14 protein-coding genes are annotated in these 13,110 nt (G+C 38.3%); 9 read left to right on the top strand and 5 right to left on the bottom strand.

Features of this window, described 5'->3' with window-relative positions:
• Window positions 1–229 precede the first annotated feature (229 nt).
• On the top strand, window positions 230–676 hold the full coding sequence (locus M23134_RS17235) for a GNAT family N-acetyltransferase (RefSeq protein ID WP_002698353.1): 447 nt from the start codon (window positions 230–232) through the stop codon (window positions 674–676).
• Window positions 677–694: 18 nt separating this feature from the next.
• Here M23134_RS17235 and M23134_RS17230 read toward each other — a convergent pair whose 3' ends face one another.
• The 5 genes from M23134_RS17230 to M23134_RS17210 all read right to left on the bottom strand — a co-directional run bounded on the left by M23134_RS17230 (window position 695) and on the right by M23134_RS17210 (window position 4,045).
• On the bottom strand, window positions 695–1,102 hold the full coding sequence (locus M23134_RS17230; protein WP_002698352.1) for a hypothetical protein: 408 nt from the start codon (window positions 1,100–1,102) through the stop codon (window positions 695–697).
• A gap of 219 nt (window positions 1,103–1,321) precedes the next feature.
• Complete coding sequence (locus M23134_RS17225; RefSeq protein ID WP_002698350.1) at window positions 1,322–1,816, bottom strand: hypothetical protein; 495 nt, start codon at window positions 1,814–1,816, stop codon at window positions 1,322–1,324.
• A 12-nt stretch (window positions 1,817–1,828) separates the two neighbouring features.
• The gene (locus tag M23134_RS17220; protein ID WP_002698349.1) at window positions 1,829–2,128 is read right to left on the bottom strand and encodes a hypothetical protein; all 300 of its coding nucleotides are present in this window, start codon (window positions 2,126–2,128) and stop codon (window positions 1,829–1,831) included.
• Between the two features lie 27 nt (window positions 2,129–2,155).
• Entirely contained in the window at window positions 2,156–2,722 is a 567-nt protein-coding gene (locus M23134_RS17215; RefSeq protein WP_045113762.1) for a DUF4199 family protein, read from the bottom strand.
• A gap of 39 nt (window positions 2,723–2,761) precedes the next feature.
• The gene (locus tag M23134_RS17210; RefSeq protein ID WP_002698345.1) at window positions 2,762–4,045 is read right to left on the bottom strand and encodes a dihydroorotase; all 1,284 of its coding nucleotides are present in this window, start codon (window positions 4,043–4,045) and stop codon (window positions 2,762–2,764) included.
• Window positions 4,046–4,181: 136 nt separating this feature from the next.
• Here M23134_RS17210 and M23134_RS17205 point away from each other — a divergent pair, with 136 nt between their 5' ends.
• The 8 genes from M23134_RS17205 to sufD all read left to right on the top strand — a co-directional run bounded on the left by M23134_RS17205 (window position 4,182) and on the right by sufD (window position 13,095).
• Window positions 4,182–5,360: a reverse transcriptase family protein gene (locus M23134_RS17205; RefSeq protein WP_002698343.1), complete on the top strand. Its 1,179-nt coding sequence runs from the start codon at window positions 4,182–4,184 to the stop codon at window positions 5,358–5,360.
• Between the two features lie 277 nt (window positions 5,361–5,637).
• Window positions 5,638–5,943 (top strand): tetratricopeptide repeat protein, encoded by a 306-nt coding sequence (locus M23134_RS17200; protein WP_198145037.1) that lies wholly within the window; start codon window positions 5,638–5,640, stop codon window positions 5,941–5,943.
• Between the two features lie 944 nt (window positions 5,944–6,887).
• Window positions 6,888–7,229, top strand: a complete 342-nt coding sequence (locus M23134_RS17195; RefSeq protein ID WP_157558524.1) for a hypothetical protein — start codon at window positions 6,888–6,890, stop codon at window positions 7,227–7,229.
• 249 nt (window positions 7,230–7,478) lie between these two features.
• Window positions 7,479–8,924: a Fe-S cluster assembly protein SufB gene (sufB, locus tag M23134_RS17190; RefSeq protein ID WP_002698337.1), complete on the top strand. Its 1,446-nt coding sequence runs from the start codon at window positions 7,479–7,481 to the stop codon at window positions 8,922–8,924.
• 188 nt (window positions 8,925–9,112) lie between these two features.
• On the top strand, window positions 9,113–10,195 hold the full coding sequence (locus M23134_RS38350) for an AAA family ATPase (protein WP_002698335.1): 1,083 nt from the start codon (window positions 9,113–9,115) through the stop codon (window positions 10,193–10,195).
• Between the two features lie 112 nt (window positions 10,196–10,307).
• On the top strand, window positions 10,308–11,066 hold the full coding sequence (sufC, locus tag M23134_RS17180) for a Fe-S cluster assembly ATPase SufC (RefSeq protein WP_002698333.1): 759 nt from the start codon (window positions 10,308–10,310) through the stop codon (window positions 11,064–11,066).
• Between the two features lie 64 nt (window positions 11,067–11,130).
• On the top strand, window positions 11,131–11,706 hold the full coding sequence (locus tag M23134_RS38345; RefSeq protein ID WP_002698330.1) for a pentapeptide repeat-containing protein: 576 nt from the start codon (window positions 11,131–11,133) through the stop codon (window positions 11,704–11,706).
• A 60-nt stretch (window positions 11,707–11,766) separates the two neighbouring features.
• Window positions 11,767–13,095 (top strand): Fe-S cluster assembly protein SufD, encoded by a 1,329-nt coding sequence (sufD, locus tag M23134_RS17170; RefSeq protein ID WP_002698329.1) that lies wholly within the window; start codon window positions 11,767–11,769, stop codon window positions 13,093–13,095.
• The last annotated feature ends 15 nt before the right edge of the window (window positions 13,096–13,110 follow it).

The following is a 13,110-nucleotide window of genomic DNA, read 5'->3' as shown; positions in this document are numbered from 1 at the left end:
CGTAAACCGATGGCTACAGCTACGCTGTGCCGAGCTCACCGTAAGGTAATTTCTTAACGCTAACAAACTAAGGCGGAATGAAAGACGCTGTTACTCAAACACTTTTAGAGCTGCCAAATAAATTGATATTTTAAAAACAGTTTGACTATCAATTACTTAACATAGTTTTACCAAGTTCTCAAAAGTTATATATACCTAATCCAAACTCACATTTTAAATAGATAGCACCATGCATTACACCATCAAAAAGCTTACTCGGACAGATGTAGCACTGGCCAAGCAACTCATTGAGGCTTGGCATACAGACGATGGAGCCACCCAAGTGATTTATCCCAGGGAAAAGTATTTGAACAAGCTACTCACCAAAAAGAGCTTTCACGCCTATGTAGCAATCATGGGCGATCAAGTAGTAGGAGGGTTAACTGCCTATGAAATGGAAATGTTTGATACTGAAGAAACAGAGATGTTTTTGTTTGAAATAGGAGTAAACAAAGAGGCAAGACAACAGGGGATTGCTACTGCACTCATTGAAGCCTTGAAGCAAACTTGTTATCAGCAACACATTGCCATTATTTTTGTTGGTACCTCTATGGACAATGAAGCAGCTAAAAAACTGTACGCCAAAACAGGAGGTTCGCTGGAGATCACTCCATTTTATACCTACGAACTAAAGTAACACGGTTGATATAAGATATTAGGCTAACAACCAGGCAAGGGCAGCTTCTTCATTATCAAAAAACTGACATTCTTCACTGTTTTGCAAACCCTCGGCTACTTTCTCAGCAATATAATCTGTAAAAACATTGTCGGCTTTTACTACAGCTGTCTTGCGCCTTGCAATGCCTTTTTCTTTATACTTAGCTGCAATGTAAGGTCCCCATTCATTGGTAAGCCAATGGCTGTCTTGAGGGCTTACTCCCCTAAACTCTGCCTGCGTGATTAACCAACGGTTACACAAATATTTATAAGCAATTTCAAAGCTTTTTGTCACTGCTTCGCGATAAAGCTCCGAAACTCCAAACCCCTTATAGTTAATACGCATAATTTGAAGCTTAGCATCATAGCCTATATTTACTATTTTGTTTGAGAAAGTGTCTTGCATAGAAATAATTGCCTTTTTTAAGATAACAGTTACGATCAATAATTAGAAGCCCCGACAAGGTTCTAGGTACACCTTGTTCCATCAGCAACTAACATACTCATAGTACGCTTATTTTCAAATGTTTATAAATTTATTAATCAAACATCGCCTCACTTTTTCACTTTCAACCTAAAAGCCAAGGTGACTTCTTAGTAAGATAATGAAAATCTCCAGATATACTTAATCTTCTTCCCAAATAGCCAGGCACTTTTTTTCCTGCCAAAACTTCTCAAGGGTCATTTTAGGATTATGAACAAACTTAATATGCAAAGGACTCAGTCGTATACTCAACGCATGAGAGGCTTTTCCTTGCCAAGAGCCTATATCTACTACTTGGGTGCCTTGCAAATATAAATGATGCTCGTCGAGGTATTGCTGGATGGCGGGAACCTGCAGGTCTACTCCAGTAGTAGCTTCAGCATGAGGGTTTCGCAGCATTTTAGCGGTAGTTATTAGTTCTTTGAGGTCTTGTGAGTGGTTTTCAAAATGGGCAACATAGCTGGCATAATATATTGAGTGATAGGCATCATCCTGACTTACAAACTCTCCATCTAGTACATACCCTACTGCCCAATTGCCCTCTCCATGGGTTTTGTCCCACTCTCGTTGCCGGGCAGTACGTTGTTTGATACTTCCAGCTCTTCCTAGTTTTCTTTTAATCACTGTCCACCCCATATTTAAACCTGTTTAGACCGTGATTTTATCATCTAAAAAACCTACATTCAATTGCTTGGCTTTTTTTTCTGGATTCCACCCATTCTCTAGCGCATAAGTAACTATAGCACTGACTGTAGCAGGGGTAATGGCTCGGCGTTCTTCAGGGTTATTGGGCAAAGTAGATTGAAAAAATGCTACTACTGATTGCTGAGGGGTATCGTAGAGCTCTACTACCACATGGGTGGTACCATCTGGTTCGCTACGGGCTTTCCATCTGTATTGAACCTCGTCTACCAATATGCTTCTTGACCCTTTTTTTGCCAGTGCCATAGTTTGTTTATTAGTATAAATTATAACCTATTCCTGTACTGTAGGCATAGGTTCTTTAGGTTTGTATTTTCTAAGTACTAGAGACAACAACAAAGAGATAATAATGCCTAAAAATATTTTAGACATAAATTCTTTTTCTATCACGTGAGATAACCAACTACTTCTCTTCCAGTCTTTTAACGATTGTATATAATCATCAAATATTTTTTGCCCATTTTTGCCTTGCTTGTTTAACTTCTCAATGCGTTTTGCTTTACTTGGCGAGTTTTCCTGTAAGGCTATTTCGGTTTTAATGTGAGTATCTAACACACTATTACTTTTACTGCCTAAAAACAAATACATAAACAATACTGACACTACCACCATTACTAGTGTAGTGACGTTACCCATTAAGAACCCTTGACGGAAGCTTAATTGATAACGGTACAAAAAATACAACACCACAAACACCGCAAGATATACAAAGAAATCGGTTGATTTATAGCCGGCTTCCATAGGGTTATCTACTGCCCAAAAAAGAATCAGAAAAAATAGCATGAAAAGACCTCCCCCAATCAATCCGGTGATCGCTCCAACTTTCAGTAACTGCTTCATACTTTCTATTTTATCAATAATAATTAAAAACTAACCTGATTAATTTTTCTCTTGCCAATTGGTTTGAGCCCCACTAAACACTGCGACAGGTTTCCCGGTAAGTGTAGTCCCCAAAAATGGAGAGTTCTTAGATTTTGACTGAATATGCTTTGGTTCTACTGTCCACTCTTGTTGTGCATCAAACAGGGTAAGATTGGCCTCCTCCCCTACTTTTATATGTGCTTGTGGCAGTTTCAAGATTTGCCTTGGTCTAAATGTGAGCTTATCTATTTTATCCTCCAGGCTTAGGTGTTTTTTACCAAAAGTATTCAATACTCCAAAAGCTGTTTCCAGCCCTAGTGCACCAAACTCGGCAAGGTCAAACTCTAGGTTTTTACTTTCTTCATCTTGTGGACGATGATCAGACACTACTACGTCTATTGTGCCATCTTGTAACCCTTCCAGCAACGCTTCTATGTCTGTCTTTCCTCTGAAGGGAGGATTTACTTTTAAAAACGAATCGAAACTCATCAAAGCAGCATCATCTATAGCAATTTGGTGTGCTGCCACATCACAACTCACCTGCAAGCCTTGGGCTTTAGCTTCACGAATTAATTGCACCGAACGAGCACTGGAAATAGCAGAAAAGTGAATTTTACCTCCAGCATAAGCCAAGAAGTCTAAATCTCTCCTAATCATCATTTCTTCGGCAAGAGCAGGCATGCCTTTAAGCCCCAGCATAGTACTGCTCACGCCCTCATTCATTGTTCCAAAGCGGGTAAGCATCAAATCTTCTGGGCGATTAATAAGCAACCCGTCAAATTTCTGAAGGTACTGCAGAGTTTTTACCAATATGTCGGAGTGCCACACAGGTTGTATTCCATCAGAAAAGGCGATCGCCCCATGGGTGTGCAAATCCAACATTTCGGTAAGCTCTTTGCCTTCTGCATTGACAGATACCGCAGCTATTGGGTAAATTTGAACCAAATGTCTTAAATTATGGCTTTTTAGATAAGCCAGCTCGTTTTTGGTTTGTATTACTGGCTGAGTGTTGGGCAATACGGCTACCTCAGTAAAACCTCCTGCCTGAGCAGCATTACATCCGGTAGAGAGTGTTTCTTTGTACTCAAATCCGGGGTCGCAAAACGATGCGCGCATGTCGAACCAACCAGCCGATAACTGAAGATTTTGCCCACTAATGACCGTTAAGTGGTCAGTAGATTGTGTAGGTGAAATATCAGAAATCTGAGTAATTACGCCGTTTTCGATGAGAATACTTTTGCGTTGGCGATTAAATTCGGAATGCTTGTCTATTATTTCTACGTTGTGAATTAAGTAGTTCATTGATAGGCTTGACAACAAAATTTTTGCAAATAAAAGTAATATTCATTGGATAAAACAGAAAAATGCGGTATTTGTAACAAGTGCACCCAATATAACCACTTGGCTTGTGCTATAATTCATAATTTTAGTTTTTTTGATGCAAGATTTAAATAGCTTACCAGCTCCTGACAAAACTTCTAAACAATGGCATAAACGGTTGCAGGCTTGGTTTGTGATCACAGCTGAAATGGCCAACGAAAAACCTTGGCAAGCACTGTTTATTACTACCCGCAAACTTCGTGGTATTGTGATGGTTCTTATAGCATTGGCAGCTATAGGTACTGGCATTACCCTGTTTATATTTTTGTTCCCTTGGAAGCTAACAAACTGGCTACCTGTTTTGCAGGTATTTTTGGGTTTATTCTTCATAGCTTTATTACTTTTTATTTACTTTCGTGAACAAGGCAATCGTTTTCACGCTAGGTTTTTAGAAGAAGTTCGGCAGCTGGTCAACGAACAACAACACACCTTTATCCCACTTGATAAACGCAGAATACTCAGACAGTTTGAGTGGTACAGCAAAACTGCCATTTTAAAATGTAATCTAATCGCCCTTTGCCTTGCGTTGATATTTAGCACTGCGCCAAAAAAAGTAATTAACGCCTTGATCCTCCGCAAACAGTCACTTGTCAAGAGTATGCAAACAGCCATTGAACAAAAACGTCAACGCATAGCCCACCTCAACGCCCTCAATGCACAAAGCGAACAAATGGTAGTACAAGCTGAACGCCTCATCAAACACAATCAAATATACATCAAACGCTTACGCAAAGGTATGCAAAAGCATTACAGGCAAATTACTGAGCTCCGTCGTTACTTGAGACACCTTAACCAAGTAGACTATCAAATAAGACAACTACAAAAGATAGGGCATAATGAAATATGGAAACAAGAGCGGGTAGTAAAATCTAATGGATTGGTGATGGGACATATCAAAGGTTTAGTACAGGCAAAACTTGAACAAAAAGAAAAGCCTGTAGCACTCGCAGATGCTATGTTAAGCAAGCATGGGGCAATACTTGAAAAATTCAAACAACTCAGGGTGAGGTACCGAAAACTAGAAAGACGTACCAATCATTTTAGTTATTTGAATTCTCTCGAAGTAAAAAAGGCTCAAGTGCAGATTATCAAAAATAAACAGTTGGTCAAGGAGTTGAAAAACAACATAAAACAACGAGATAATGTGGTAAAAAGCTTTCAATATAGCCTTGCCCAAGCCGAACAAAAATTTCCCCGCTTAAAAACACTGGAGGCAGCCTCTCAGCACCTACAATAAACCGAAAATGGAGCAAGATTACAGGTGGCATATCGAACGCCAAGCTTGCGCGATTATTGTAAAAGTACAATAAATCATCACATGGCTTATAAAATGTTTTACAATTCAATAAAAATATGAAACCTTATAAAATTCAACACGTTTGGTCAATATAGTCGGGAATAAACAAAAACTTGATTTCTGGCGCCCAACACTTATATTTTCTTAACATACCTTATAAATTTCAGGAATTATTATGACTACTTTAACCAACCCAAGCTATATTAAAAACAATATCATGAAGAATAATAAAGCAAAACTCTCGCGCAGTCATCAAGCTATTATCCTCATGCAGCAAGCCAAGCAGTTATTTGAATCTAATAACTATAACGAAGCCATACAATACTATACAAGAGTCATTGACTTGGGCACTACGCTCAATAACCTGGCTTACACACTGTATATGAGAGGTTGTACTTATGAAGCAGTAGGCAACATAGAAGAAGCATGCATTGACTGGAATGAAGCACAAAAATTAAATATAGTACATTCTTTAGGAGTAGACTTTGTAGAAGAAGCATTGTCTAAATACCAAGTGAATTAAAAGACACCTTACCCAACCTTTTATATCCCTCAGATAATAACATTACCCTTTAAAACGGATTCAACACCAGACTAAATTCCTTCATATTTAATATATCATACAACTAATATTACAACAGGCTTTTAGTTGCCTAGTACACAGTTTTATATACACAGTAATATAAAATAGATACAATTTATATTATTAATATAGTGACAGTCTATTATATCCATTGAATGACTCACTGATGATTAAATAAAGTTTGTAAACCATTTGCAGTTTACATCGGGCATTATTACACCTGAACACCTCTCTTACCAAACAAAACGCATAGTTTATCTATAAGCATTCGATGACGTTCCCAATGTTGCAAGACCGTCTCATAAACGGTTAAAAGTAGAAAAACTCCTCACTCAATATCAAAATTGTAGATTTTTCCTACTTTTGAGTATAGGTATAATTGCCTAATTATTAGGTACATGACAATAGTTAATAGGCAGAATATTTTATTACTCCCGTGAATTTTACTACATTTGTGAACTCATCTTTCAAAAATCCCCACATCAACCATTCTCAAGCTAATCTCTGCCAATTTATTCAACCCCATCCTATTCACTTATCACCTTTACCTCTCATACAACCTGTTGTTGTATATGGTCAAGTATAGGCTGTAAAATCAATGATGCATCATTATTTTACAACCAAGCTATGAGCTCTTTTAATACAATGCTTCAAAATAACCGCTGGCTAAGTAACGTGTTCGCAATAACTGTCCGATTTAGAATAAATCCGCTTCACTGCCTTTCGTTATTTTTATTGCCCGTAGCGCTGCTACGAGCGCAAAAAATGCCTCAGTCAGTTGTGCGTATTTGCCCCAAAAACCAGAAACTTATTTTGAGCACGTTACTAAATTCCAAATACCTGTCAATGCTAAAGACATGGTTAAATATGACACTATAAAATTTATGTGTGACAATAAGCACGATGGAAAGAAAATGAGTGACTCTCCAGAAAATTTATTCCCAAAAATCTCGCGTAATGACGCCATTGAAATGATCAACCAAGCTGATATGGCTTTTGAAGAACAAAAATACCGTAAAACAATCAGGTTACTAGGTCAGGCTTTAAATGCTCCCTTGTCAGATTTTGACAAAGGGTACATTCTATACTTAAAAGGGAAAGCTTATCACGAAATAGGTAACACAGCACAGGCTTGCCACCAATGGTCGCTGGCAATTGAACTGGGATTGGCACATCCCACTGGGGTTGATCTTATAAGCGAAGAGTACCGAAAGCATTGTACATAACAGAAAATTAAGTAATGATTATAATGCTCATATTTGATGTTTTCTGCAGGTTCAAAGTCGTTGGTTTGGTAATAATACTTCTCAAAAAAATAGTAATACTATCACTTTTAATCTAATTACTTAATTTTTTTTAAACAAAAAGCACCTCTTTTGGGTTTTAGGTTCAACAAACTTTGATAGTTTGTACAATTACTTGTAATTTTGTAAAGATTATAATCATTCTAAATAACGAATGCAAAATTGGGTAGCATGAGTAAAGAAACCGACATATTAGAAGAACACATCAATTCTGACTACAAATATGGTTTTGAGACCAAAATAGAGACCGAATCGGCTCCTAAAGGTCTTGATGAAAACACCATTCGTTTTATATCAGCCAAAAAAAATGAGCCAGAATGGATGCTTGAGTGGCGCCTGGCTGCGTTTGCTCAATGGAAAACAATGACTGAACCCAATTGGCAAAATGTAGACTTCCCAAAGATTGACTATCAAGATATTATATATTACGCTGCTCCTAAGAAAAAAGCAAAGCTAAACAACCTCGACGAGGTTGATCCAGAGTTGCTGAAAACTTTTGAGAAGCTAGGTATTTCTTTAGAAGAGCAAAAACGACTTACTGGAGTTGCGGTAGATGCCGTAGTAGATAGTGTGTCTATTACCACTACTTTTAAAGAAAAATTAGGAGAGTTGGGAATCATATTTTGCTCTATGAGTGAAGCTCTTCAGGAACATCCTGAGTTAGTACGTAAGTACTTAGGTAAAGTAGTACCTACCAACGACAACTATTTTGCGGCGTTGAACTCTGCTGTATTTAGTGACGGCTCGTTTTGTTACATACCCAAAGGTGTCCGTTGTCCGATGGAACTTTCTACTTATTTCCGTATCAACACTGCGGGAACCGGGCAGTTTGAACGTACTTTGATTGTAGCTGACGAAGGTAGCTATGTAAGTTACCTTGAAGGTTGTACTGCTCCTATGCGTGACGAAAACCAATTGCATGCTGCAGTGGTTGAGTTGATAGCCATGGACAATGCCGAAATAAAGTACTCTACTGTACAAAACTGGTATCCTGGTGATAAAAACGGTAAGGGAGGTATTTATAACTTCGTAACCAAACGCGGTATTTGTGATGGGGTAAATTCAAAAATATCCTGGACACAAGTAGAAACTGGATCGGCGATTACCTGGAAGTACCCCAGCTGTATACTCAAGGGAGACAACTCTATTGGAGAGTTTTATTCGGTAGCAGTGACTAATAATTATCAACAAGCAGATACTGGAACCAAGATGATTCACATTGGTAAAAATACCAAGAGTCGTATTGTGTCTAAGGGTATCTCTGCGGGACATAGCCAAAACGCATACCGGGGTCAGGTAAAAGTAATGAAACGTGCACACAATGCCCGTAACTATTCGCAGTGTGACTCGCTGTTAATGGGTGACTTGTGTGGAGCACATACTTTTCCATATATAGAAGCTGACAACCCTACAGCAGTAATTGAACATGAAGCTACTACTTCTAAAATTGGTGAAGACCAATTGTTTTACTGTACCCAACGAGGTATAGACCCAGAAGCTGCAGTGGCGCTGATTGTCAATGGATACGCCAAAGAAGTGCTTAAACAACTTCCAATGGAGTTTGCAGTAGAAGCTCAGAAACTATTGGCGATTAGCCTGGAAGGTAGTGTAGGTTAATAGATACTTAGTAATTACATATACAAAACTAATATAGTGAGGATGTCGCAAATTTATGTTGAGGCATCCTTTCAATTTTATCTGTCCGATTACCAATAAAAAATACTGATATTATCCCAATCATTCGGCATCAATCATTAGATTTGAAAATAAACTCCATACGAATATTAGTTTAATAGGATTTGCACATGAAAAATTATGTTTTTCAAAATGATTCTTCACCCGTTTCTTTCAATTATGATTATGCCAATATTATAGACTATCAGTGTCAGATTGAAGCCTCTAAATACTTTGTAGCTGTTAATAGCCTTATTCCCAATGTCATTGCTTTTTACGAGAGTGTAGACATTGAGAAATTTCTCGCCAAAATACAATCAAGCTTTGATATAGACGCAGATAAAATGTGGAAATATGAAAGCTACTCCCGTAAAAAAGACAAAATAACCATTTCTAACTTTATCATTCACATTGAGCAAGACCTGTTGGTGTGCTTCGATGAGGATGATAGTTACATCAAAATTCTATACAGCGATAATATACCCCAACAAACTATTGATACAATTGTCAATCATATCAGAGAAAGCTTTGGCGAAACCAAGGCTGAGGGTAAGATTTTTTTGTTGTATGAGAATAATAATTACTTGTATCTCAAAGATTTTGAAGTAAAGAAAAGTGTGCTGGATATTGGCAGCAATTACAATGACAACTTTGCCGACATTCATCAGCTTATTGTAGAAAGGCTCAATACTCCTGACGATAAAGGGCTGGTACTGTTGCATGGCATACCGGGTACGGGCAAAACAAGCTATATTCGTTATTTGACTTCTTTGATAGATAAAAAAATGATTTATATTCCGCCGGAGTATGCCCACAAGATTGCTTCGCCGGACTTCTTGACATTGTTGATTGCCAACCCAAATTCTATACTGATCATTGAAGATGCTGAAAACATAGTAGAAGAAAGGGATGGTTATCGAAACGCTTCGGTAGCAAACCTGCTGAATGTAGCAGATGGCTTGCTGTCTGACTGCCTTAATATTCAAATACTGTGTACATTTAATGCGCACATTAGCAAAATAGATAAGGCGCTGCTACGTAAGGGGCGTTTGATTGCCATGTATGAGTTTGGAAAATTGGCTCAGAGAAAAGCACAGCAATTGTCGGACAAACTGGGCTATAAAAATGAAGTAAAAGAAGCCATGACGCTGGCTAACATATATAATCAGGATGAACTTAAGTTTTCTGAGAATAGTATTAAAATTGGGTTTTAATACCCACACAAATTTTTAATGTCGGTTATCAAACAAACATAGGAGTCTTTTGTTGCAAGATTGGTAACAGATATTAAATGTTGAATTTTTGAATGCTTAAATTGAAACAATCATGTTAAAAATAAATGACCTTCATGCCTCTATTGAGGGTAAGAAAATTCTAAAAGGAATTAATCTGGAAGTTAAAGCGGGAGAAATCCACGCTATTATGGGCCCCAATGGATCGGGTAAAAGTACACTTGCTTCGGTACTTGCCGGACGTGAGGATTATGAAGTAGAACAAGGGAGTATTGAGTTTACTGGAAAAGATTTGTTAGAACTAGCTCCTGAAGAAAGAGCGGGAGAAGGTGTTTTTCTTGCGTTTCAATACCCTGTGGAGATTCCTGGAGTAACTACTATTAACTTTTTGAAAACTGCTACCAATGAAATACGCAAATACCGAGGTGAAGAGCCTTTGGATGCAGTACAGTTTCTGAAAAGAATGAAAGAAAAAACCAGCTTGGTAAACATTAGCCAAGACTTATTGAAGCGTTCTTTGAACGAAGGTTTTTCAGGTGGCGAAAAGAAGCGTAACGAAGTATTTCAAATGGCGATGCTTGAGCCTAAATTGGCTATTTTGGACGAAACTGACTCAGGTTTGGACATTGATGCTTTGCGCATTGTGGCTGAAGGAGTAAATCAATTGAAAAGCAACGAAAACGCCACCATTGTAGTGACTCACTATCAACGATTGCTTGAGTATATTGTCCCTGATTTTGTTCACGTATTGTTTGATGGACGTATTGTCAAATCGGGCACTAAAGATTTGGCATTGGAACTTGAAGCTAAAGGGTACGACTGGATCAAGGAAGAAGTAGCGGCTGCACAGTAGTAAAGAGTGTACACAAAACTAAAACTTGACTGCTCTGGACAATTTCTAATCTAAAATCGGACTTATGGCAGACAATTTTGATGAAACTCGTGACTCGATGAAAAACCTGGTAAAAGAAGCCAAACCAGTATTAAACAAGGAGTTTAACGAGTTATTGCTAGACCACGATATGTTTTTGCAAAATGGAGGTGCGGGTGGGCACTGGGCTACTTTTTATATCAAAAATCTGATATTCGGAGTATATAAAGGCATCGATACTGATGATATCAAAACAGGTAAACAAGCCAAATTATGCTTCAAAAATTTACAAGAAATAGACCTGAGCCAAATTCGTCTCCCTTATGCCGATTGTGCAGCAGTATATGCTATTAACAAAAACTGGAGCGGCTCTGACCTTGAAGGGAGTTTGTTTATAGACTCTATTCTCAATGATTGCTGCTTTGATAAGGCTGACCTATACTCTACTGATTTTTCACGCTCACAAATGCGTAATTGTAGTTTTAAAGGAGCAAGCCTGGTGAATACCGATTTTGAAGATTGTGATTTGACTGGAGCTGATTTTAGAGGAGCCAAAATTGATCAATCCACAAGTTTTAAAAATGCCATACTCAAAGATGCCAAAATAGATACTCAAGTGTAACTATTCCCTTAGCCGAAGGGTTGGCATTGTCTCTAATTTTGACTTAGAATTTTAACAAACATGAGTACTATAGATAAATTAAATCTAAAATCTACTTTGCTTGAGCAGTTCAAAGCTTTTGAGAATACGCTCAATGGCAAAAGCCAAAAACCTATACACAAAATCCGTCAACAGGCAATTCAATCGTTTGATGGGTTGGGTTTTCCTACTACCAAACACGAAGAATGGAAGTATACCAACCTTGGCAAGGTACTCAAAGAAGCATATACTTTTGGGCAAACATCTCCTTTGCAAAAGGCAGATATTGAGCAATTTTTCTTGCCTAACATGCCCAAAGCCAACAACATTGTTTTTGTAAACGGAGTGTATCAGCCGACACTTTCTCAGATTGTATCTTCGGAAGATGTGTTGGTAGTAAAAAACCTGGAAGAAGCTTACGATACCCATACAACACTGGTTGAGCCTCATTTTGCCCAACTTGCCAACAGTGAAGAGGAAGCTTTGATTGCCCTCAATACTGCTTTTGTTCAAGATGGTGTGTTTATTCATGTACCTGCCAATAAGGTAGTAGAAGCGCCTACGGTGTTGTACTTTATCAATGATGCCCGCAACGGAAATGTAGGTGTACAGCCTCGCTCATTGATTGTGGTAGAACAAGGTGCACAAGCCACTTTTGTAGACAAAACTGATACTATAGGTGGTCAGGCAAGCTTTAGTAATGCTGTAATGGAAGTAGTAGTAGAGCCCAACGCTCGAATGACTCACTATAAAGTGCAGAACGATCAGCCTAATGCATCGTATGTGGGCACTACTCAGGTAAAGCAAGCATCTGATAGCTATTATGCCAATACTACCATATCGCTCAATGGTGGGGTCATTCGCAACAACTTGAACATAGCCCTGGATGGTTCTAATGTAGAGTCGAACATGTTTGGCTTGTATATGCTTACGGGTAACACACACGTAGACAACCACAGTGTGGCCGATCACCTTAAGCCTCATTCGCTTAGTAATGAGTTGTACAAAGGGGTGCTGGATGGAAAAAGTACCGGGGTATTTAACGGTAAAATTTTTGTGCGACAGGATGCGCAAAAAACCAATGCTTACCAGCAAAACCGTAATATATTATTGTCTGACAATTCTTCTATCAATACCAAACCTCAGCTTGAGATTTGGGCAGATGACGTGAAGTGTTCGCACGGGGCTACTACCGGAAACCTCGACGAAGAAGCATTGTTTTACTTACGCTCGCGTGGTATTGCAACAAATGAAGCCCGTGCTTTGTTAATTCACGCTTTTGGTAATGAAATAGTAGATAAAATTGAGCTTGAACCTTTACGTGTGTACCTCGAAAACCTCGTCATGGAGCGTTTAGAAGTACAGTTTTAAGCTTTAAACATATAA

Origin of the sequence: Microscilla marina ATCC 23134 (assembly GCF_000169175.1) — a bacterium.
Classification (GTDB): domain Bacteria; phylum Bacteroidota; class Bacteroidia; order Cytophagales; family Microscillaceae; genus Microscilla; species Microscilla marina.
Note: the sequence above shows the minus strand (reverse complement) of the source record. Positions and strands in the feature narration are given on the sequence as shown.